The sequence below is a fragment of the Vreelandella sulfidaeris Esulfide1 genome (genome assembly GCF_054072535.1).
On sequence record NZ_CM133364.1, the window covers coordinates 1,086,487 to 1,109,121 of the forward strand.

At 54.6% G+C, this 22,635-nt stretch carries 19 protein-coding genes; 8 read left to right on the forward strand and 11 right to left on the reverse strand.

Translation table 11 applies throughout. The features are described 5' to 3' along the window. Nucleotides 1-409: 409 nt before the first annotated feature. The 7 genes from ACW44H_RS05055 to ACW44H_RS05085 all read right to left on the reverse strand — a co-directional run bounded on the left by ACW44H_RS05055 (nucleotide 410) and on the right by ACW44H_RS05085 (nucleotide 6,488). Entirely contained in the window at nucleotides 410-850 is a 441-nt protein-coding gene (locus ACW44H_RS05055; protein WP_457507394.1) for a GNAT family N-acetyltransferase, read from the reverse strand. Next, on the reverse strand, nucleotides 850-2,040 hold the full coding sequence (locus ACW44H_RS05060) for a JmjC domain-containing protein (protein ID WP_457507396.1): 1,191 nt from the start codon (nucleotides 2,038-2,040) through the stop codon (nucleotides 850-852). The genes ACW44H_RS05055 and ACW44H_RS05060 overlap by 1 nt, the downstream gene beginning before the upstream one ends. Before the next feature lie 35 nt (nucleotides 2,041-2,075). Beyond that, complete coding sequence (gene purB, locus ACW44H_RS05065; protein ID WP_457507398.1) at nucleotides 2,076-3,461, reverse strand: adenylosuccinate lyase; 1,386 nt, start codon at nucleotides 3,459-3,461, stop codon at nucleotides 2,076-2,078. A gap of 109 nt (nucleotides 3,462-3,570) precedes the next feature. Then, nucleotides 3,571-4,212 (reverse strand): high frequency lysogenization protein HflD, encoded by a 642-nt coding sequence (hflD, locus tag ACW44H_RS05070; protein ID WP_457507400.1) that lies wholly within the window; start codon nucleotides 4,210-4,212, stop codon nucleotides 3,571-3,573. Next, nucleotides 4,209-5,339 carry a tRNA 2-thiouridine(34) synthase MnmA gene (mnmA, locus tag ACW44H_RS05075; protein WP_457507402.1) on the reverse strand — a complete coding sequence of 377 codons (1,131 nt, stop codon included), beginning with the start codon at nucleotides 5,337-5,339 and terminating at the stop codon, nucleotides 4,209-4,211. The genes hflD and mnmA overlap by 4 nt, the downstream gene beginning before the upstream one ends. A gap of 100 nt (nucleotides 5,340-5,439) precedes the next feature. Further along, entirely contained in the window at nucleotides 5,440-5,880 is a 441-nt protein-coding gene (locus ACW44H_RS05080) for an NUDIX hydrolase (protein ID WP_457507404.1), read from the reverse strand. Beyond that, a complete protein-coding gene (locus ACW44H_RS05085; RefSeq protein ID WP_457507406.1) occupies nucleotides 5,877-6,488 on the reverse strand; it encodes a pseudouridine synthase in 612 nt (203 codons plus the stop codon). The genes ACW44H_RS05080 and ACW44H_RS05085 overlap by 4 nt, the downstream gene beginning before the upstream one ends. 177 nt (nucleotides 6,489-6,665) lie before the next feature. Between ACW44H_RS05085 and ACW44H_RS05090 the strand changes: the two genes are divergently transcribed. The 3 genes from ACW44H_RS05090 to clpA all read left to right on the forward strand — a co-directional run bounded on the left by ACW44H_RS05090 (nucleotide 6,666) and on the right by clpA (nucleotide 11,873). Next, a complete protein-coding gene (locus ACW44H_RS05090; protein WP_457507408.1) occupies nucleotides 6,666-8,900 on the forward strand; it encodes an NADP-dependent isocitrate dehydrogenase in 2,235 nt (744 codons plus the stop codon). A 247-nt stretch (nucleotides 8,901-9,147) separates the two neighbouring features. Beyond that, nucleotides 9,148-9,456, forward strand: a complete 309-nt coding sequence (gene clpS, locus ACW44H_RS05095; RefSeq protein WP_447042464.1) for an ATP-dependent Clp protease adapter ClpS — start codon at nucleotides 9,148-9,150, stop codon at nucleotides 9,454-9,456. Between the two features lie 140 nt (nucleotides 9,457-9,596). Then, nucleotides 9,597-11,873, forward strand: coding sequence for an ATP-dependent Clp protease ATP-binding subunit ClpA (gene clpA / locus ACW44H_RS05100; protein ID WP_113270407.1), 2,277 nt, complete (start codon nucleotides 9,597-9,599; stop codon nucleotides 11,871-11,873). Nucleotides 11,874-11,996: 123 nt separating this feature from the next. On the opposite strand, the gene infA is transcribed toward clpA, so the two are convergent. The 3 genes from infA to aat all read right to left on the reverse strand — a co-directional run bounded on the left by infA (nucleotide 11,997) and on the right by aat (nucleotide 13,871). Then, nucleotides 11,997-12,215 carry a translation initiation factor IF-1 gene (gene infA, locus ACW44H_RS05105; RefSeq protein WP_007111068.1) on the reverse strand — a complete coding sequence of 73 codons (219 nt, stop codon included), beginning with the start codon at nucleotides 12,213-12,215 and terminating at the stop codon, nucleotides 11,997-11,999. 131 nt (nucleotides 12,216-12,346) lie between these two features. Further along, nucleotides 12,347-13,081 carry an arginyltransferase gene (locus ACW44H_RS05110; protein WP_457507411.1) on the reverse strand — a complete coding sequence of 245 codons (735 nt, stop codon included), beginning with the start codon at nucleotides 13,079-13,081 and terminating at the stop codon, nucleotides 12,347-12,349. Between the two features lie 43 nt (nucleotides 13,082-13,124). Then, a complete protein-coding gene (gene aat, locus ACW44H_RS05115; protein ID WP_457507413.1) occupies nucleotides 13,125-13,871 on the reverse strand; it encodes a leucyl/phenylalanyl-tRNA--protein transferase in 747 nt (248 codons plus the stop codon). Between the two features lie 131 nt (nucleotides 13,872-14,002). Between aat and ACW44H_RS05120 the strand changes: the two genes are divergently transcribed. Both ACW44H_RS05120 and lolA read left to right on the forward strand, forming a co-directional pair. Next, nucleotides 14,003-17,251, forward strand: coding sequence for a DNA translocase FtsK 4TM domain-containing protein (locus ACW44H_RS05120; RefSeq protein ID WP_457507415.1), 3,249 nt, complete (start codon nucleotides 14,003-14,005; stop codon nucleotides 17,249-17,251). Nucleotides 17,252-17,480: 229 nt separating this feature from the next. After that, on the forward strand, nucleotides 17,481-18,131 hold the full coding sequence (lolA, locus tag ACW44H_RS05125; protein ID WP_113270410.1) for an outer membrane lipoprotein chaperone LolA: 651 nt from the start codon (nucleotides 17,481-17,483) through the stop codon (nucleotides 18,129-18,131). A 17-nt stretch (nucleotides 18,132-18,148) separates the two neighbouring features. Here lolA and ACW44H_RS05130 read toward each other — a convergent pair whose 3' ends face one another. Next, entirely contained in the window at nucleotides 18,149-19,483 is a 1,335-nt protein-coding gene (locus tag ACW44H_RS05130; protein WP_113270411.1) for a replication-associated recombination protein A, read from the reverse strand. Between the two features lie 338 nt (nucleotides 19,484-19,821). Here ACW44H_RS05130 and ACW44H_RS05135 point away from each other — a divergent pair, with 338 nt between their 5' ends. From ACW44H_RS05135 to trmA, 3 genes are all read left to right on the forward strand, one after another. Beyond that, entirely contained in the window at nucleotides 19,822-20,367 is a 546-nt protein-coding gene (locus ACW44H_RS05135; protein WP_113270412.1) for a hemerythrin domain-containing protein, read from the forward strand. Nucleotides 20,368-20,536: 169 nt separating this feature from the next. After that, complete coding sequence (gene murI, locus ACW44H_RS05140) at nucleotides 20,537-21,337, forward strand: glutamate racemase (RefSeq protein ID WP_457508936.1); 801 nt, start codon at nucleotides 20,537-20,539, stop codon at nucleotides 21,335-21,337. An 87-nt stretch (nucleotides 21,338-21,424) separates the two neighbouring features. Beyond that, nucleotides 21,425-22,546 carry a tRNA (uridine(54)-C5)-methyltransferase TrmA gene (trmA, locus tag ACW44H_RS05145; protein ID WP_457507417.1) on the forward strand — a complete coding sequence of 374 codons (1,122 nt, stop codon included), beginning with the start codon at nucleotides 21,425-21,427 and terminating at the stop codon, nucleotides 22,544-22,546. Nucleotides 22,547-22,635 lie beyond the last annotated feature (89 nt).

Below are 22,635 nucleotides of genomic sequence, written 5' to 3' on the forward strand. Positions count from 1 at the left end.
TGTCTCTAGCCTTATCGTCTCTTAACCAATCGTCTTGGCGCCCAGACACAGCATGACTAGAGATACCTGCTACAGCGTTGCAGGCTAGGTGTATCGACCCAATCGCCTTAACGCTGCAATGCAATAACTATCCACGAGGATGGCGCATTCAACAATTGACACTTCGGGTCACAGGGGGTTGTAACCCGACTACAGCGAGGGGAGAAAACGGTGGGTTTGTGTAGTGGTTTTTCGTCAGAGGGGGTTATAAGAGGGGCATAAAAAAGCACTGCCAAAGCAGTGCTATGTCTTTTTAAGAGCAGTCGGATCTGAACAGCTCTCTGCGGGGGCGCTGTGAACCCTTCCATGGGCGCTACTTTCGCCATCCAGGGCGAAAGACCCCCGCTTCAAGCTAATTCCGATCCTGCTTTTAGTTAACTTGTAATGGAGTAAGCGAAAGCGTCATTTCTCGGTGAGGGATGCCCGCATCCAAAAACTCATCGCCGTGGGCAACAAAGCCCAGCCGCTCATAAAACGCCAGCGCTTGCACCTGCGCGCTGAGGGCCACCTGGGAATGGCCCGCATGGCGGGCCGCCTCAATGGCGGCTTGCATAAGCAGTACGCCAATGCCAGTGCCACGGGCGTTGGCAAGCACCGCGACTCGGCCAATATGTGCGTCGGGCAGCAGGCGCGCAGTGCCTACTGGCTGCCCATCAAGCATGGCCAGAAAGTGCTGGCACTCGGGGTCCAGCCCGTCCCACTCCTCTTCCTGTGGCACGTTCTGCTCATCGATAAACACCTTGCGGCGGATCTCGCTGGCCGCCGGGCCGAGTGTCTCCCAGTCACCAACACTGATGTGGGTAATCGCCATTAATACGCCTCGTCGTCATCACCTTCATCGCCCATAAAGCCTAAGCTGCCGGTATTGACCAACTGTGTAATAAGCGCCGCTGCACCATCAAGTTCCAGCTCGTCGGCGTAGAGCGGGGCGGTGTCGGCGAGGCGTTGAGCTAGTTCAGGCGAGCAGGCGTGGCCATCACCATCGACGAATAGGGTGGTGCCGCTGGCGTCGTGTCGCCAAGCAAAGCGTGAGCCAGGCATATGATAGAGCGGTTCGCCCTCTTGTAGTTGAGCAACAAGCGCCGTTTCGGTTAGCGGCGTTTCAAGCGGTACCACTTGATCGACATATTTAGGCTGGGTCATTACCCGGCCAAACCACTGGGCGATTTGGGTTGGGTTATCAAGCGTCGACATAATTAGCTGCCGCATACGTTCAACGGCAGCGTCGTCCAGCTCGCCGGTATGCTGAGCAGGCGCCATACCTGCATCACTGTAACGCTTTGAGGCAGGAAGCTGCTCGCCCAAGTAGTCCGCGTAAGAGGTAATAGCTTCGTCGGCGGAAGGTGCGCGGAAGCCAACCGAGATGGTCATGCAATCATCGCTCTGGCTAACGCCGTGATGCGCCCAGCCGGGGGGAAGATAAAGCATGTCGCCTGGGTCAAGTACCCAGTCGGAGTCAGGCTCGACAGTGAATTCTTTCAGAATACGTAGATCAATGCCTGAGATAATCGGTGCATCTTCCCTCAGTCTGCCTCCCAATTGCCAGCGGCGGTGACCGCTGGCTTGGAGTAAAAAGACATCGTATTGGTCGATATGTGCGCCCACATTACCACCGGGAGGTGCATAGCTGATCATTACGTCATCGAGCCGCCAGCGCGGAAGGAAATCAAACTCATCCATTAGCGCAGCCACCGAGGGGACATAATGGTCCACCGCCTGAACCAGTAAGCTCCAGTTGGTTTCTGGTAGCCGCTCGAAGGTGGCTTCATCGAAGGGGCCGTGGGAGACCTGCCAAGGGCCATCCGGGCCGTCTTCCTCTACCAAACGTGCCTCTACGCCAGGTTCGCAAGCGAGCCCCGCCAGCTCATCCGCCTCGATGGGGCTAATGAAATCCGGTATTGCGCCACGAATCAGCAGCGGCTTTTGCTGCCAGTAATTGGCCAGGAAGTCTGCAGCGGTGAGATCGCCCAGCAAGGTTAGCGGCTTATCGTGATGGTTCATGGCGTATCCTGGTGTCGTGGTCACAGCAATTGAAATTATAGAGCGTTTAGCTGTTGTGTGAGTGCTTCGGCTTGCGCTTGGGCATTACCAATATAGTTGGCCGGTGAGAGCGCCTTCAACTCGGTTTTGACTTCGCTGGGCAGTTCCAGTGTATCAATAAATGCAGCAAAGCCCGCTTGGTCAATGCGCTTGCCACGGGTCAATTGCTTGAGTTTTTCATAGGGCTTTTCGATGCCGTAGCGGCGCATTACCGTTTGGATCGGCTCGGCAAGCACTTCCCAGCTATTATCCAGGTCAGCGTCTAAGCGCTCGGGGTTGGCTTCTAACTTGCTGATGCCTTTCAGGCTGGCGTGATAGGCAATCAAGCCATAAGCCAAGCCGACCCCTAAATTGCGCAGCACAGTGGAGTCGGTCAGGTCGCGCTGCCAGCGTGAGATAGGCAGTTTTTGGGCAAGATGGCTAAGAACCGCATTGGCCAAGCCCAGGTTGCCTTCGGAGTTTTCAAAATCGATCGGATTGACTTTATGCGGCATGGTGGAGGAGCCAATCTCGCCTTCCACTGTGCGCTGCTTAAAGTAGCCCAGCGAGATGTAACCCCATACGTCGCGGTCAAAATCAATCAAAATGGTGTTGAAACGGCAAATGGCATCGAACAGTTCGGCGATATAGTCGTGGGGCTCAATCTGAGTGGTGTAGGGGTTGAACGTAAGCCCCAAACCTTCCACGAAGGTGCGCGCATTGGCTTCCCAGTCGATCTCTGGGTAAGTCGTCAGGTGGGCATTGTAGTTGCCCACGGCGCCATTGATTTTGCCGAGCACTTCCACCGCTTCAATTTGCTTGAGCTGGCGCTTGAGGCGATAGGCCACGTTGGCCATTTCCTTGCCCAAGGTCGTAGGGGTAGCCGTTTGACCATGGGTGCGCGACAGCATCGGTTGGGCGGCGTGGGCAATCGCCAGCTTGGCAATTTCGTCAGCCACTTCGTGCATGGTGGGCAGCATGGCGTTAAGGCCGTCGCTGAGCATCACGCCGTAGGAGAGGTTGTTGATATCTTCGCTGGTGCAGGCAAAGTGAATGAACTCGGTGACCGCATGCAGCTCCGCCTGATCGGCAATCTTTTCTTTTAAGAAGTACTCAACCGCTTTGACGTCGTGATTGGTGGTGCGCTCGATCTCTTTAATCCGCTCGGCATCGGTGACCGAGAACTCGCGGATTAACCGCTCGAGAAACGCCGTGGCTTGCGCAGAGAGGGGCGGCACTTCGGTAATTTGGCTGTGCTCGGCCAAACGCTGCAGCCAGCGAACTTCCACAATCACACGGGCGCGAATCAGGCCGAATTCACTGAAGTGTTCGCGCAGCGCGGCGGCTTTAGAGGCGTAGCGGCCGTCAACGGGAGAAAGAGCGGTCAAAGCGGAGAGTTGCATGGTATGGTTTCCAGATAGTTCGAGAGCAGGTGGTTCAAAATAGACTGTTCAACGTAAAAGCTAGTCGAGAACATGTCGGTCGAGATGAGACGAGAGAGAACGGGCGCAGCTAGCTGAGGCTATCGAGCGCACGGCGCAGCGCTTTGCGCTGGAATACCAGCTTCCAGCGACGCCCGCCTTGCTGGTGCCACAATAACCCAAAGCGAATACCCGCCATTAAACAGGCCCGCACGCGCTCGGGCATCATGCGACTTTGCAGCAGCGATGGGTCGCCTTGCACCACGATCCGGGTTTTAAAAGTGGAGATCGTCTCTTGATACGCCTCTCCTAGGCTAGCAATCACATTTTCATGGGTAGTGCCGAAGTGCTCGGCCTGGCCTTGAATACGGATTAGTTGTTGGCCGAGCGAATCCATCATGTCGCTATTAGTACGTAGCTTATTCATCAGCAGGAGTAGCGAAAAGCCGTAGCGAAGTACGACGGGGTTCGCCTGCTTACGTCCCACCAGCGCTTCTAAAGTATCCAGACCACGGCGTAAATTATTGGGATGCCCACCATAGATAGCTTCAAAGCTTTCGGGGTTGGTATCCACCGTGGCTTCAATCAGTGTTTCCCAGGCGCGCGGGTCGACCTGACCCGTGCGGGCGAGTTCGTCAACCAGACTGGCGGCTTGAAAGACACCTGCCAGGGCTAGTGCCTGGCGGGCTGCTGGCGAGTCGGGGGCGCGATGAATCGGGGTCGTCGGATTCATGCAGCAGCCTCCGCGGCTTTTTTCCAAGTGGCGCGAATCACGCCGCCGCCTAAACAAATGTCGCCATCGTAAAGTACTAACGATTGACCGGGGGTAACGGCCCACTGGGGATCGTCAAACGTGACCTCAACGCCGCCGTCGGGCAGGACCCGCATCTCACAGCTGCAGTCGCTTTGCCGGTAGCGTGTCTTGGCGGTGAAGCGGCCTTGTTGAGCCGGCGGCTCGCCAGCCACCCAATCCATCTTCTCAGTCGCCAACGTATCTGAATAGAGCAGTTGATCATGCTTACCCTGCACGGCGATGAGCACGTTTCGATCAAGATCCTTCGCTGCCACGTACCAGGGCTCTTCCGAGTAGTTGGCGAGCCCACCAATGCCTAGCCCCTGGCGCTGGCCCAGGGTGTAATACATCAGCCCCATATGATCGCCAATCACATCACCTTCAGGTGTTTCGATTTTGCCGGGCTGGGCGGGCAGGTACTGCTGCAGGAAGTCGCGAAAGCGCCGTTCGCCGATAAAACAGATGCCGGTGGAATCTTTTTTCTTGGCGGTAATTAGCTCGTACTGTTCGGCTAGCGCGCGCACAGCGGGCTTTTCCAGTTCACCCACGGGGAACAGCGTGCGGGCAATGGCGGCTTCCGGCACCGCATGCAGGAAATAGCTTTGATCTTTGTTGCCATCCAGCCCTTTAAGCAGACGAGGGCTGCCTTCACGCATGCCTTGCCTTACATAATGACCGGTGGCAATTTTGTCGGCACCCAGCATCTCAGCGTATTCAAGGAAGACCTTGAATTTGATTTCCCGGTTACACAGGATGTCCGGGTTGGGCGTGCGTCCTGCCTTGTATTCGGCTAAAAAGTGCTCGAAGACATTATCCCAGTACTCTGCCGCGAAATTGGCGGTGTGCAGCTTGATGCCCAGTTTGGCGCAAACGGCCTCGGCGTCGGCGAGATCCTCTTTGGCCGTACAGTATTCGGTGCCGTCGTCTTCATCCCAGTTCTTCATAAACAGGCCTTCCACCTCATAGCCTTGTTGCATGAGGAGAAGAGCAGAAACGGATGAATCGACGCCGCCGGACATACCGACAATCACTTTGCCGTTAGTGCTGGGCACAGTAGTGGATGGCATAGGCATCCTCAGTAGAAGTAATGTGCAAAAAAACGCTGTGCAAAAAAGCAACGTGCAATTGGGCGGTGATTATACACGATAGGGGCTTGCTTTGAGTACATCACTCACGAATCACACTGAGGGGGTAACGAGGCCCGCTGAGAGCATCTTCGATACGTTTGAGTACTAGCGGACTACGTAGCCGCGCCTGTTGATCCAAGGCACGAATCTGCTCAAGAGTGAGCCAGTGCGTGGCGATGATATCGGGGTCAAGAGGGAGGTTGAGCGGGGTAAGTGGCTCGGCAATAAAGCCGTGGCTATGGAACGTTTGCCCGCCATCGGTATGAAAAATATACAGCCCAAGGTAACTGGTGAGCGATACCTGCCAGGCAGTCTCTTCTTGAACCTCACGCAGAACAGCTTCAATGGGGCCTTCGCCGGGTTCGATATGCCCGGCGGGCTGGTTAAACACGCTGGTGGGTCCACCGCGCTGTTCCTCCACCATTAAGTAGCGTTCTCCCTGCTGAATAACACAGGCCGCCGTACTGTGAATAAGGTTCATAATGGCTTCCTGCGTTTGGCGGTGGGCCGTGCTCGTTGTCGGGAGTGCGTATTGGCAGGCCGGGGGGCGTGTAGTGTTTCTTTGCGCCACTCGCCAGGCATTAAATCGTCTAACCGCCAGGGGCCAATCGCCATACGAATCAAACGCAGCGTGGGAAAGCCGACATGCGCGGTCATGCGCCTTACTTGGCGGTTACGGCCTTCGCTGATGGTTAGCTCCAGCCAACTGGTCGATGGGTGCCGCTTGGGGTCGATGGCCGGTTGGCGCGTTGCGGTAACGGGTGGCGCTATCCTGCGCGCCTTGGCTGGCTGTGTTGGGCCGTCTTTAAGCACAATGCCCTGGCGTAGCGCCTTTAGTGCTGCGTCATCTATGTGTCCTTCGAGCTGGGCCCAGTAGGTTTTGGGCTGCTTATGGCGCGGGTGAGAGATGCGGTGAATCAATTCGCCGTCATCGCTGAGCAGCAGCAGACCTTCAGAATCGTAGTCAAGCCGCCCGGCAGGATAAATATCTTTTACATCAATATAGTGAGCCAGCGTTTGGCGTCCTTCGCGGTCACTAAACTGGCTCAATACGTGAAAAGGCTTGTGCAATAAATAGAGGTTGCTCATGACATCTCGTTACTCTTTGCCCTTGGCGTATAGGTACATCCCTCATGCGCATGAAGTGCAGCGCTGGTATACTCCGGCCTAGCTGCTGGGGCGCACATCGCTGAGTTCGCGCTCCGCTCAAGATTCCTTGCAATCAGGTTCCTTGCAATTTTAGTGACAAGAGAGGTTAACGCAAAAATGACCAAAACGCCGAAGATCATCTACACGCTCACCGACGAAGCCCCTGCGCTCGCGACACACTCCCTGTTGCCGATTATTGATGCATTCACCGATTCTGCAGGTATTCAGGTAGAGACGCGTGATATTTCTCTGGCCGCTCGGATCATCTCTCAGTTCCCTGACTACCTGAGTGAAGAGCAACAGATCGGCGATCACCTGGCAGAGCTTGGCGAACTGACCAAGACCCCAGAAGCTAATATCATCAAATTACCCAATATCAGTGCCTCGCTGCCCCAGTTAAAGGCGGTGATCAAAGAACTACAGCAGCAAGGTTACAAGCTTCCTGACTACCCGGAAGCGCCGAAAAATGATGAAGAGAAAGACATTCAGGCGCGTTACGACAAAACCAAAGGCAGCGCCGTTAATCCCGTGTTGCGGGAAGGTAACTCTGATCGCCGCGCCCCGCTGTCGGTTAAAAACTACGCCCGCAAATACCCGCACCGTATGGGCGAGTGGAGCAGCGATTCTAAATCCCACGTCGCGCACATGAGTGAGGGTGACTTTTACGGTAGTGAAAAGTCGGCACTGATTGAAAAAGCCACTGATCTTAAAATTGAGTTGGTGGCTAAAGACGGCAGCACCCAGGTTCTTAAACAGAAAACGTCTGTGCTTGAAGGCGAAGTGGTCGACGGTGCTGTGATGAGCCGTAACGCGCTGCGTCGTTTTGTGGCCGATGAAGTCGCTGATGCGAAAGCCAAAGACGTGCTGTTTTCGCTGCACCTGAAAGCAACCATGATGAAAGTCTCTGATCCGATCATGTTCGGCATGGTGGTCAGCGAATTTTATCAGGACGTGCTGAGCAAATATGCGGATGATTTGCAGCAGGCGGGCTTTGATCCCAATAACGGTATTGGTGACCTTTACTCGGCGATTAAGTCGCTGCCTGAACAGCGCCAAACCGAAATTGAAAATGAAATCCAGGCGCTATATGCCGAGCGTCCACGTCTGGCCATGGTGAACTCCCACAAGGGCATCACTAACCTGCATGTGCCCAGCGATGTGATCATCGATGCTTCTATGCCAGCGATGATCCGCGACTCCGGCAAAATGTGGGGCGCCGACGATCAGCTTCACGACGTCAAAGCGGTGATTCCGGATCGTTGCTACGCAGGCATCTACCAAACCGTGATCGAAGACTGCAAGCAGCACGGCGCCTTTGATCCGACCACCATGGGTAGCGTCCCTAACGTTGGCCTGATGGCGCAGAAAGCCGAAGAGTACGGCTCTCACGATAAAACGTTCCAGATTCCCACCGACGGCACGGTGCGTGTTACGGATGCCGGTGGTAACGTCGTGCTTGAACACAGCGTTGAACAGGGCGACATTTGGCGTATGTGCCAAACCAAGGATGCTCCGGTTCGCGATTGGGTGAAACTGGCCGTGAATCGTGCTCGCGAAAGCGGCACGCCTGCTATCTTCTGGCTGGACGCCCAGCGCGCCCACGATGCCCAGTTAATCAAGAAAGTAGAACGCTACTTGAAAGATCACGACACCGCTGGTCTGGATATCCGCATCATGGCGCCGGAAGAGGCGATGCGCTTCTCGCTTGAGCGTATCCGCAAAGGCGAAGACACTATCTCCGTCACCGGTAACGTACTGCGCGATTATCTGACCGACCTGTTCCCGATCATGGAGCTCGGCACCAGCGCCAAGATGCTCTCAATCGTACCGTTGATGAATGGCGGTGGCCTGTTTGAAACCGGCGCGGGCGGTTCAGCGCCCAAGCACGTTCAACAGCTGTTGGAAGAGAACCACCTGCGTTGGGATTCGCTGGGTGAATTCCTGGCCTTGGCCGCCTCGCTTGAACACCTGGGCAGCACCTTTGATAACGCCCGGGCGAAAATGCTGGCCAAAGCGCTCGACCAGGCGAACGGCAAATTCCTGGATAGCAACAAGTCACCTTCGCGCAAGGTTGGTGAAATCGACAATCGCGGTAGCCATTTCTATTTAGCGCTATACTGGGCAGAAGCCTTGGCTGAACAGAATGACGATAGCGAGATGAAAACGCTATTTGGGCGCTTAACTGAGCAGTTGCAGGCCAAAGAAGCGACCATTATCGATGAGCTTAACAGTGTGCAGGGCCAGCCTACCGATATTGGTGGTTACTACCACCCTGACCATGCGTTAACGGGCAAAGTAATGCGTCCCAGTAAAACGCTTAACGAAACGTTGGCACTGGTCGCGAAAGGCTAACAGCGAACTCTTTGGTGAGCCCTGTCACCCCCGTCCGCTTGGCGGGCGGGGGTTTTATGTCTTTTGCAGTGTGATATTTTGAACTTTCCATGAACCCTTGCTGATCGTGGGCGTCTTAGAAAGGAGTCTTTTACCTAGACCCTTTTATCGGTCAGCTTTGAGACAACCAACCGTGCTGCTTATGTCCAACCTAGAGAGTTCATATTGGGTCAATTTGCCTGCTTATGCGGGAATGACGCGACCTGATATGCCCGATGAAGATGATGATATAGCGGTGCAGCCGGCGGAACCAGCGCTGGCGCAACCGCCACTTTATAAGGTAGTGCTTCATAACGACGATTACACGCCGATGGAATTCGTCATTGAAGTACTGCAAGGTTTTTTCAACATGGATAGCGAGACGGCCGTCCAGGTCATGCTCGCGGTACATACCCAAGGAAAGGGCACTTGCGGCGTGTTTACTCGCGATATAGCGGAAACCAAAAGTTACCAGGTAAACGAGTACGCCCGGGAGTGTGAGCATCCGTTAATAAGTGATATTGAGGCTGCCAATTAAAAACGTTGAGAAATAATTGGTGGTGAGGCTTGCAACCGTGCCATTTGTACCCGATGTTGAGAGTATTGATCGATTAAACTGATCCGACGTCAAGCCCTAGGTGGCGATACGCCCTAGGTAGTAGCGAAAAGGGGACTGCCATGCTGAGCAAAGAACTTGAAATGACCCTGAACACGGCCTTTACCGTGGCGCGCTCCAAGCGCCATGAGTTTATGACCGTTGAGCACCTGCTGCTAGCGTTGCTGGATAATGCCTCAGCGGTAGACGTACTGAAGGCCTGCGGGGCTAACCTCGACAAGCTGCGGTCCGATCTGCAGGATTTTATTAACTCGACTACCCCGCTGATCCCAGAAGGTCAGGGTGATCGAGAAACACAGCCTACGCTTGGTTTCCAACGCGTTTTACAGCGTGCGGTATTCCACGTCCAGTCATCTGGTAAAAGCGAAGTATCCGGCGCAAATGTGCTGGTAGCCATCTTCTCCGAGCAGGAGAGTCAGGCGGTTTACTTCCTTAAACAGCAAAGTGTCGCCCGTGTTGATGCGGTTAATTATATTGCCCACGGTATCTCTAAAGTGGCTGGGCACGGTCCGTCACCTTCCCCGTCTTCATCTGAAAGCGAAGACGCAGAAGAGGGCGGCAGTGAAGGCGCTGCGCATCCGCTTACCGGCTACGCCACCAATTTGAATGAACAGGCGCGGCTAGGCAAAATTGATCCGCTGATTGGTCGCGATCATGAGCTTGAGCGCGTAGTACAAATTTTGGCGCGGCGGCGTAAAAATAACCCGCTGTTGGTGGGTGAGGCAGGCGTGGGTAAAACCGCGATTGCCGAAGGCCTGGCCAAGCGTATTGTGGAAGAAGACGTACCCGACGTGATTGCCGATGCGGTGGTCTACTCACTGGATATGGGCGCGCTGCTTGCTGGTACGAAATACCGCGGGGATTTTGAAAAGCGCCTTAAGAGCCTGCTGGGCGAGCTTCGTAAACAGCCTAACGCCGTGCTTTTCATTGATGAAATCCATACCGTCATCGGTGCGGGCGCCGCTTCCGGTGGTGTAATGGATGCGTCGAACCTGCTCAAGCCGCTACTCTCCTCGGGCGAGCTGCGCTGTATTGGCTCGACAACATTCCAAGAATTCCGCGGTATCTTCGAGAAAGATCGCGCCCTGGCACGCCGCTTCCAAAAAGTGGATGTGTTGGCGCCGTCTGTGGATGACACCATTAAAATCCTCAAAGGCTTGCGTTCACGCTTTGAAGAGCACCACGAGCTCAAATATACCGACGGCGCGTTAGAAAGTGCGGCGCGTTTGGCAGATCGCTACATCAATGATCGATTCCTGCCCGACAAGGCAATTGATGTGATTGATGAGGCGGGTGCGCATCAGCGTCTGTTGCCGCCGGAAGTGCGTGCCAAAACGATCGACGTTGAGCAAGTGGAAGCCGTGGTGGCGTCGATTGCGCGTATTCCGCCGAAGAGTGTTTCAAGCTCCGATCGCAAGCTGCTTGAAAAGCTCGACCGTGATCTGAAAATGCTGGTCTTTGGTCAGGATGAAGCGATTGATAGCCTTTCTGCGGCCATTAAGCTTTCGCGGGCAGGGCTTAAGTCGCCTGACAAACCCGTCGGTAGCTTCCTGTTTGCCGGGCCGACAGGTGTGGGTAAAACCGAAGTGGCCAAGCAGCTTGCGCATATCATGGGCATTGAACTGGTGCGCTTTGATATGTCCGAGTACATGGAGCGGCACACCGTATCACGCTTGATTGGTGCGCCTCCTGGCTACGTCGGTTATGACCAGGGTGGTCTGTTAACCGAAGCGGTTACCAAGCAACCTCACTGTGTGCTGCTGTTGGACGAGATTGAGAAGGCGCATCCAGAAGTCTTTAACCTGCTGTTGCAGGTCATGGACCATGGCCGCTTGACGGATAATAACGGTCGCGAAGCCGACTTCCGCCACGTTATCGTCATCATGACTTCTAACGCCGGAGCTGAGCAGGCATCGCGTCGTTCGATTGGTTTCCAGCATCAAGACCACTCAACCGATGCGATGGAAGTGATTCGTCGCACCTTCTCGCCCGAGTTCCGCAACCGTTTGGATGGCATTATCCAGTTCCATGCGTTACCGGTCTCTGTGGTACGCAATGTGGTCGACAAGTTCTTGATCGAACTGCAGGCGCAACTGGATGAGAAGCGTGTTCAACTGGATGTGGACGATATGGCGCGGGATTGGCTGGCCGACAAAGGTTACGATCCTGACATGGGTGCACGCCCAATGGCGCGCCTCATTCAAGAGAAGCTGAAGAAGCCATTAGCCGAAATGATATTGTTTGGCGAGTTGGCAGAGCACGGCGGTATTGTTCACGTCAGCCTGGAAGAGGGGGAATTACACCTTTCTACAGAAGCTGAAATGGCCGATGCGCCCTGAAAAGGGCGCTAAGACCGCCTGAGCCAACCACCTAATTATAGTGGTTGCCGTAAAACGCAGCGCCCTGTCTTCGACGGGGCGTTGTTGTTTTAGCGAGAGCAACGTTAGCGCGTACAGTCGTGTTTAGCGCGAGCGGTAAACGATACGGCCTTTGGAGAGATCGTAAGGCGTCAGCTCTACTTTTACCTTATCCCCAGTCAGAATGCGGATATAATTTTTGCGCATTTTGCCGGAGATGTGAGCGGTAACAACGTGACCGTTTTCCAGCTCAACACGAAACATGGTATTCGGAAGGGTATCGACGATGACGCCTTCCATTTCAATATGATCTTCGCGTGCCATATAGGCATTTCCTCACTGATGAGTTAGTAATATCACAATCGGTTAGAATTTGAGTGCTGCTAGGTAAGCGCTCAAGAAACAGCGCTATATTGTGCCGTAAGCCCGCCGTCAAGGCAAAAAAGCTGACGTGTTTAACGAATTAACTGTCGCCAATGGCGCCCATCGAGCATTTCCAGCGGCGCAAAAGCCTGTTTATATCGCATCTTACGGCACTCTTCGATCCAATACCCTAAATATAGGTGCGGCAGCGCTTTTTCTCGGCAGAGCTCAATGAGCTGAAGAATAGCAAAGGTGCCTAATGAGCGCTTATCCAGCTCTTCACTAACGGCAAAAAATGTGTAAATTGCCGAAAGCCCGTGCTCCAGTTGGTCAAACGCAGCTACCCCGATCAAGTCGTCGTCAAGGTACATTTCCATAAGATGCGCATAGGGCTCATCAAGGGTAAGAAAGGTGCGGTACTGCTCACGGCTAGGTGGATACATATCCCCGTCGGCGTGGCGTTGGTGAATATAGTCAGCATAAAGTGCATAGTGACGTGACGCAAAGTGAGCGGGCATGATGCGGATATTAATATCAGCATTGCGCCGCCAGATTTTACGCTGAGTGCGATTGGCTGCAAACTGTTCAACCGGAATGCGCACCGATCTGCAGGCGTCGCAGCCTTCACAGTGAGGGCGATAAAGGTGGCGCCCGCTGCGCCGAAATCCTAACAAGGCCAGCGAGTCATAGACCCCAGGCACGGGCGACTCCTGAGGGTCGAGAAACAACGTCGTTGCTTCCCTGCCGGGTAGGTAGCTACAAGCATGAGGCACGGTAAGGAAGAAGCGCAAATCCCGCACCGGGCGACGCGGCGTGTTACTGCTCACAGCTTGCCTCCTCGTTATAAAAAATGGTTGAAACAGAATGAATTCATCCCTTTGCGTTACCCTCGGCGGCAATCGCATTCAACCAGAGCGACGCGGGAACAGCCGGGGCCTCAATGGATGATAAGGTGAACGCCTTGTCGGGCAACCAGTCCTTAAGATAGTTGATGAATGCCTCGCGGGCGACTGTAATAGCGCCCAGGCTAGCTAAGTGGGGGGTATGCATTTGGCAGTCGATGAGTTTGCCGCCATGTTCACGCATGGCTCTGGCTAGGTGTGCCAGTGCCACCTTAGAAGCATCGGGTACACGGGAAAACATTGATTCGCCGAAAAACACCGGGCCCATGGCGATGCCATACAGTCCGCCTACCAAGTGACCGTCTTGATGAATTTCAATACTGTGGGCAATGCCCAGCGTATGTAGCAGGCTGTAGGCGTCGTGCATTTCGTCAGTAATCCAAGTACCAGCCTCCTCACCACGTGGTGCAGCACAGGCTTGAATAACATGGTTGAAGTGTTGATCCAAGGTGACATGAAAGCCACCATGGCGAATTCGTTTTGTTAGACTACGACGCTGCTTAAATTGTTCAGGTAGGAGTATCATGCGCGGGTCAGGGCTCCACCATAAAATGGGGTCGTCATCGCTGAACCATGGAAATATTCCTTGCCGGTAGGCTTCTACCAGCCAGGCGGGGGAAAGCTCTCCACCGGCAGCCAGCAGGCCGTTGGGAGAATTCAGGGCCCTAGATGTAGATGGAAAGCTAGGATATGGCGAGGAAAGCCAAGGTAGCATTATTTGCTCCTGATACGACGTTCTTGTACTGAGCGCTTAACGAGAGGCTCTGTGACGGCGAAAGGATGCTCGGTATCATGCAAACTCGCAAGTGGATTAAAGACGCCATTGAGGTGTAAAGGGAGACTCGCTTGAAAGTGACTAAAGCAGTAAACAAGCGAACGCAGCGTAGCGCGCGTCAAACACCATCATCGGCTTCTTCTGCGCGCGTTAACGCCGCGAAGGATAAGGCTCGTCGTTTTGGCCTGCGCTTACAAGGCTCTGTGCGCGAAGGCGTAGTGGTGATACTGCTTGCGCTGTGTGTGTTTTTATTATTAGCGTTATTTAGCTACCACCCCTCTGATCCCGGCTGGTCTTACCAGGGGCCGGAAACAGATGTACGTAACTGGATGGGGCAGGTGGGAGCCTGGTTAGCAGATGTGCTCTATTCATTGCTCGGTGCCAGTGCACTTTGGTGGCCGGGTATGTTTGGTTTCGCCGCTTGGTGGTTGATTCGCTCACGCCAAGTGCGCTTTGAACTCGACCCTGTTGCGATTGCCGTGCACGCGGGTGGGTTGGTATTGCTGATTTTTGGCACCACCATGCTAGGCGCGCTGCACTTTTATCATCCTGATAGCATGCTTCCCTACGCTTCGGGCGGTATTTTAGGCGAAGGGTTGGTTGGCGCGCTTAGGCCGCTGGTCAGTAGTGGTGGCGTAGGGCTAATCGCTGCGGCATTGATTCTAAGCGGCTTTCCGCTCTTTAGCGGTATGTCATGGCTGCAGGTGGCGGATGAAATCGGCAAGCGGATTTGTCGCCTGGGCGGTTGGCTGGCGGCACGTCGGCAAGCCAGTCGGATGCGAGCAGCACAGCGTGCAGCGGCTAAAACCGCCCAGCCTGCGCCGAAAGCTCAGGCTACACCTGAAGCTAACGCTAAAACGAAAGCTGAACCCGTTGCCGTTAAACCTGATGTGGCGCCGGTGGCGGCTCAGCCTACGTCTGAATCGGTGAGTAAAAACAGCGGTGGGCGTGAACGGCGTGAACCGGGCTTCTCCATGCCGCTTGATGACAGCGCCACGGATAACTCAGGTAATACTCTAGAAGGTCACGAAGCGACCGATACCTCAATTCCTTGGGAAGCTGCAGCGTTTTCAAGCAATAAGCACGTGCCGGCTAAAACACCCGCACCTGACGTCGAGCCATCGATCAAAGCATCTGAAAAAACGCCAGTGCCACCAGCCAATAAGTTGGAAGAAGAGACAGAAAGCGTAGCGTCGCCTATGCCGCGGGAAAATGCCTTTGTGCAGGCTGATACAACGCCGGTAACGCCTGAACCTACTGAAGAGCCTAAGGAGCACGATACCTCCTTCCCTCTGCGTGCAACACGCCAAGAAGAGTCATCGGCACCCGCTGCAAGTAGCTTCTTTGTCAGTGACGAACGTGCCAGAGACGAACGTGCCAGTGACGAACATGTTAGTGGCGAATTTGTCAGCGACGAAGCGCCTGTTAAGACAGAGTATATTCAGGATACGTCGATTGAACGCCGTAGTGAGCCTTCACTTACCGGCGAGCCACACCCCGGTATACGCGAGCCTGAATCATCTGTGCCTCAGCCAGTGCCTGCACGTAAACCTGAACGTGTCGCTGAGGTTGTCCCTGAGCCCGTTTGGGACGATGAAGAAATGTACGATGAGGAAACGGACGACGAGCTATACCAGGCAGACCGAGCTGGTGAAGCGCGCTCAATACCTACACCGCCGCCGACACCAGCAGCGCGACAGGAACCCACCTTCGCGCCTGATGAGAGCACGTCAGAAGCCGATGAAGGCCCCACACTTTGGACCGTGGAGCATTTGCAGAGCCAGCGGCCTGCCTTTGAAACCATGGACGAACCCGAAGGTGAAGTGCCAAGCCTGCAGCTACTAACGCCTGCAGAGCCACATCAGCCGAATTACACCGACGAGCAATTGGCCGATATGGCTGAACTGCTGGAGGTGCGGCTGCGTGAATACGGGGTCAAAGCCGAAGTCGTCGATACCTGGCCTGGGCCGGTTATCACGCGCTTTGAGATTAAGCCTGCTGCGGGTGTCAAGGTTTCAAAAATCAGCAACCTGGCGAAAGACTTGGCACGTTCACTGATGGTGAAGAGTGTGCGTGTAGTGGAGGTTATTCCAGGGCGCCCGACAGTGGGGATTGAAATACCCAACCCCAATCGCGCCATGATTCGCCTGCGCGAAGTCATCGATTCCGACCGTTACCAGCAGGAAACGTCGCCGCTGACCATGGCGCTCGGCCAGGATATTGGCGGCAGCCCTGTCGTGGCCAACCTGGGTAAAATGCCCCACCTGTTGGTGGCGGGTACGACAGGTTCGGGTAAATCGGTGGGTGTTAACGCCATGCTGATTTCGATGCTGCTTAAAGCGAAGCCCAGCGAGTTGAAGCTGATCATGGTCGATCCAAAGATGCTGGAGCTGTCTGTCTACGACGGCATTCCTCATTTGTTGGCGCCCGTAGTGACCGATATGAAAGAGGCGGCTAACAGCCTGCGCTGGTGCGTGGCTGAAATGGAGCGCCGCTATAAGCTAATGGCGGCCATGGGGGTGCGTAATATTGCGGGCTTCAATGGCCGCTTGGATGAAGCCGAACGCGCCGGTGCGCAAGTGGCAGACCCGCTCTGGGAGCCGCAACCCTGGGAAGTACATCAACCGCACCCTGTGTTGGAAAAGCTGCCCTATATCGTGGTGGTAATCGACGAATTTGCCGACATGTTCATGATCGTTGGCAAAAAGGTCGAAGAGTTGATTGCGCGCCTAGCGCAAAAGGCGCGCGCTGCTGGTATCCATTTGATTCTGGCGACTCAGCGGCCTTCGGTAGATGTCGTGACAGGCCTCATCAAAGCCAACATCCCTTCGCGGATGGCGTTTCAGGTTTCTTCACGCATTGATTCGCGCACCATTCTCGATCAGGGCGGTGCTGAAAGCCTGCTGGGGCATGGCGATATGCTCTATCTTCCGGCCGGATCTGGACCGCCTAATCGTATCCACGGTGCGTTTGTGGATGACGACGAAGTGCACCGGGTGGTCGATGACTGGAAGCGCCGTGGCGCGCCGGAGTATATCGAGGAAATTCTTTCTGGTGGGGTCTCTGCTGATGCTTTAACTGGCCTTGAAGCCGAAGGGGGCGATGGTGACGATGCCGAACAGGATGCGCTCTACGATGAAGCTGTCCAGTTCGTTACTGAAACACGCAAAGCCTCGATTTCCGCGGTGCAGCGTCGCTTTAAGATCGGCTATAACCGGGCGGCGCGCTTGGTTGAAGCCATGGAAGGGGCTGGCGTGGTGACCTCTATGGGCACTAACGGCGCACGGGAAGTGCTTGCGCCGCCACCGGTAGGCCATTAACCGAGCACAATTATGCAATAAGCGTGAAAGTAGCGCCGCAGTTGAAACCTTGCGGCGTTTTTCTCGTCTGACGGTGACTCGTCTGAGTTAGGCATGGTTTCTGAGTTAGGCATGGTTTTCTGAGTTAGGCATGAACGGTTAAGCTGACCGCACTGATTGACTATTGAGCAATGGGTAATTGTTTTGGTCATGGATATTTGATTTGGCAATGGTTGCCTAGGGAGAGTATATGCGCGATACGCAAGCAAGAAGACCTTCATCGCTGGCATTTGCCGCAAGCGCCTTGGGTTTAACATTTGGCGCGCCGGTATGGGCGGATGATGCCGCTGAACGGTTAACTGAGCGCTTAGATCCGCTTGAAAACTATCAAGCCGCTTTTGAACAGCAGATTTTGGATAGCAGCGGCGAACGCCTACAAAGTGCACGTGGTGAAATGTGGTTGTCCCGTCCCGGCTTGCTGCGTTGGGAAGTGGAAGCCCCATACTCTCAAACCGTGGTTTCCGATGGCGATGATGTCTATTTGTACGATCCCGACCTTGAACAAGTCACCGTTCAAGCGATGGATGAACGCGTAACGCATACGCCCGCGCTGCTATTGTCAGGAAGCGTTGACGAGTTAACCGATAGCTATGAGGTTTTCTACGAACAGGATGGCGGTGAAGACGTCTTTACTCTGGTGCCTATCTCTGTCGATACGCTGTTTGAAGAGTTAAGCATGGTGTTTGATGAAGACAGCCTAACTGAGTTGTGGATGATGGACAGCACCGGGCAGCGTACCGCGATTACCTTTAGCAATATTACTAGCAACAGCAATATTGATCAGAGCATGTTCGATTTTGAGATCCCTGAAGGGACGGATGTTATCCGCGAAGAAATGTGAAGAAACGATCAGGCGCCTTAGGGCGCCTGATCTGTTTCCTGGTCTCGACTTTCCCGCCACGCCATTATTTCCCCAAAACGTTTCTCCTGGCCGAAAGTACTCGGTTTAAAGAACGTCGCTTTAGGTAACTCTTCAGGCCAGCAATCATGAGCACTGCCCGCTGGGTAGCCGTCGGGCTCATTATGCGCATAACGGTAGCCTTCACCATGTCCCAGTTGTTCCATCAGCTTGGTCGGTGCGTTGCGCAGGTAAGTCGGCACCTCCACTTGGGGCTGCTGGCGTACGTACTGCTTGGCTTCACTCCAGGCGCGGTCAATGCGGTTGCTTTTGGGTGCTACCGCCAAATGAATCGCTGCATGGGCAATCGCCCGCTGGCCTTCGTAATCGCCAAGCCGCAGGTAGGCATCCCAGGCCGCTATCACCAGCGGTAGGGCGCGGGGGTCAGCGTTGCCGACGTCTTCTGAAGCAATGGCGGTCAGCCTGCGAACGACATCCAGCGGGTCGCCCCCGCCCTGCATAAAGCGCGCCATATACAGCAGCGCAGCGTTAGGGCGTGAAGAGCGGATTGATTTATGAATCGCCGAAAGCAGGTCGTAGTAAGCGTCACCTTGTTTATCAAAGGCGCTGGCCTGATGGCCGATCACATCCGCTAATACTTCTTTATGCAGCACTTCCCGGCCCGCTTCCTGAGTAGCGAAATCGCAGGCGGTTTCCAACAGCCCCAGCGCCCGGCGGGCATCGCCTGCACTGGCGTGGGCCAGGGCATTTAAAACGTCGTCATCAACGTGGATATCCCGCTTGCCGAGACCGCGTTCAACGTCGCTAAGTGCCTGACGCATCACCGTGATTAACTCCTCCTGGGTGAGCGATTTCAGCACGTAAACCCGTGCACGTGAGAGCAGCGCCGAGTTGACTTCAAACGAAGGGTTTTCGGTAGTGGCACCAATCAGCGTTAGCAGCCCTGACTCCACATGGGGGAGAAGGGCATCCTGTTGGCTCTTGTTGAGACGGTGAATCTCATCTAAAAAGAGGATAACGGTTGATGACATTTGCTGGGCACGTTCTACCACGGCGCGTATCTCTTTTACCCCAGCCATCACTGCGCTGAGGTGTTCAAGATGCGCTTGGGAGGCCCGGGCCAATAGCTCTGCCAGCGTGGTTTTGCCAACGCCTGGTGGCCCCCACAGAATCATCGAGCGCACCACCCCGGATTCCGCCATACGGCGTAGAGGTTTATCCGGCCCTACCAACGCCTGCTGACCTACGTAATCGTCCAACTGGCGTGGGCGCATGCGAAAGGCTAACGGGGCGTCGTCAGCAGGTACCGCCTGAGCGCTATCAAATAAATCCATGTGAGCTTCCATTATAAATCGAGACGTTAAGCAACAAAGCGCCACCAAGTGTCGATGGTAAATCGTGCCTTAGCGAACTACCTTTGGCGTAACCCTTCGGAAAGATACATTTGCTAGGATACCCTCATAGGGGCAAGGTTGTTGATAGCCGTTGTAAGTTCACAGCCGATTTTAACAGTCATCGTTAACAGTAATTTTGAAAAACTCGTTAGTTACGACAAGCTCACGATAGGATATGTTCTAGCGATAAAACGTTCTTGTTACCACACGCTTACGATCGCATGCTGTCAAACGCTAAGGCTTGGCGGCAGGCATGACACAACAAAGGAGACGGTTCGATGTTAAACCAACTACGTCTAGATCATGCCAACATGGCGAGATTACTCCATGTGCTGCAGCTAAAGCATAAAACCCTCGACCAGGGTGAGCGACCCAATTTCCAACTCATGCGCGAGGTGGTCGATTATATTTTGTCTTATATGGACGGCTTTGCGACGCCGCTAGAGCGGGTCTGCGTGGAACGGTTACAAACCCAAGCCCCCGAGCACAGTGCGGTTACCGAAAAGATGGCCGATGAATACCGGGAGCTAAAACCACGCCTGCAGCGCTTATCCAACGATATTGACATGATCTTAATGGATAACGTACTGCCCATGGATCGTTTTGCCGATGACCTGAAAGCCTACTTAGAGGCCCACCGTGCTTATCTGCGCCATGAGCGAGAAGGGCTGTTCCCGCTCATTGATGAGCACTTTAGCCAGGAAGATATGGAAGAACTGCGCCAGGCGCTCCCCGAAGGCGCTGAACAGGAATTAGAACGCCTGCAGCAGGCTTATCCTGAACTCTATGCGGATCTGCGCGGTGCCGATGTTCCTAATGTATAGCGGTACGCGGTTAACGGTCGCGTTGTCATGACGATGAATAAATTCACGAACGGGGCATGCTAAACTAGCGGCCCCGTTTTTGTGGTAACGGTTCAATCGTCGGCCATTTTAATCGTGTTAAAAGAAGCAGGACAATGATGCAGAGAGTGTCATGGATGCAGAGAGAGCCATGAAAGGCCCCGTGTTAATTTTTGATTCTGGTGTCGGCGGCCTGTCCGTGGCGCAGTCGCTGCGTCAGCACTATCCTGATGCTGCCATGTGCTACGCCTGCGATAATGCTTGGCTGCCCTACGGGCTGCGCGATGATGCAGTGCTAGCCGAGCGCATCGTCGCAGTCTGCCAAGCCGCTGTCAGGGCATGCCAACCTAGTGTGCTGGTCGTCGCCTGCAATACCGCAAGCACACTGGCATTGGAGAACTTACGCGAGCTGCTAGAGATTCCCGTCGTAGGCACCGTACCTGCTATCAAGCCAGCTGCGGCCATTAGCCAAACACGCCATATTGGGCTGCTGGCGACTAAAGCAACTGTGGGTAGGCCCTATACTCAGCGCCTGATTGATAACTTTGCCAGCGACTGTATGATCACCCGCGTCGCCGCTGATGCCCTGGTGATCGAGGCAGAAGCGTACTTGGCGGGTATCCCGCCCAATATTGACCGTATGCAGGCGGCATTAGCACCGCTGTGGCAAGCCGCCTCCTCGTCAGCAGCGTATCCTGCTTTGGATACCGTGGTGTTGGGTTGCACCCATTTCCCACTGCTTAAGCCGTGGCTTGAGCAGCTTGCGCCTGAACCGCTGCAATGGATTGACTCCGGCGATGCCATTGCCCGACGAGTAGCGCACGTGGTTGATGAATTAACGAGCGATCAGCAAGATGGCCGCTGCTTCACATCAGCGCCCGCCGTTAATCTGACCGCTGGCCTGGCGCGTTATGGTTTTAAGGCACCCCAGTTACTTGACCCAGTTACTTGACCCAGTTAATGAACATAGACGCATCGCAGCGCGTCGCTGAATAACCCTACCCTTAATCGTCCTGGATTGAATTTAAGAGGAGCAGCCTTGGCTATCCCTGTCGTAGAACCTGAACGCTATGCTGAGCAGTTGGCCGCCAAGCGTGACTATCTGGAAACGTTATTCGCGCCATTCAAGCCACCGGCACTGGAAGTATTTGAATCGCCGCCGGGCTATTACCGCCAGCGCTGCGAGTTCCGTATTTGGCACGAAGAGGAGGACCTCTTTTACGCCATGTTTGAGGTAGATCCGGAGAACCCGAAGAACAAGCGTGTGATTCGGTTAGATCAGTATGCAGTCGCTAGTGAACGAATTAACCAGCTAATGCCGCAACTACGCGAGGCCTGCCTTGAGTCTGACGAGCTGCGCCGCAAGCTGTTTCAGGTAGAGTTTTTAACCACGTTGTCGGGCGAAGCCCTGGTCACACTGATTTACCATCGCCCCTTAGGCGAAGAGTGGGAGCGCGAAGCCCGTGCACTGGAAGCCGAGCTGGACATCATGATCATTGGTCGTTCCCGCAAGCAGCGCCTCGTGCTGACCCGTGACCACGTATGGGAGCGGCTAGAGCTGGATGGTCGCACGTTGCACTATCAGCAGGTCGAGAACAGCTTCACTCAGCCCAATGCGCATATTTGCCAAAAAATGCTGAGCTGGGCGCGCGAAGTGACGGCGGGACAGGAGCAGCAGAATTCTCATAAGGATTTAGTCGAGCTTTACTGCGGCAACGGCAATTTTACCATTGCCCTGGCGGATAACTTCCGTCGCGTATTGGCCACCGAAATTTCCCGTACGTCGGTAGCCAGTGCCAACGTTAACCTGGAGGCTAATGGGGTAACGAACGCGCAAATTGGTCGCATGTCGGCAGAAGAGTTTTCGCAAGCGTTAAAGGGTGAAAAAGCCGGTCGCCGTGTGGCAGAAATGGGGCTGGATGACTATGACTTTTCCACCGTACTGGTGGACCCGCCTCGGGCCGGTTTGGATGAGCAGAGCTGTGAACAGCTCAGCGAGTATGCTCAGATCGTCTATATTTCATGCAACCCCGCCACGTTAGCTGAAAATTTGACCATACTGACCAACACCCATCAGATAGAACGCTTTGCGCTATTTGACCAGTTTCCGTTTACCGACCACTGTGAGTGTGGGGTGTTGTTACAGCGACGGGAGACCTAAAGCGTAAGCGACCAATGCTGAAGCGGTATGCGTCATGAATAACTCGTCAGGTGATTAGGGACGCGGCGATAGGTAGCGTAAGCTAGACT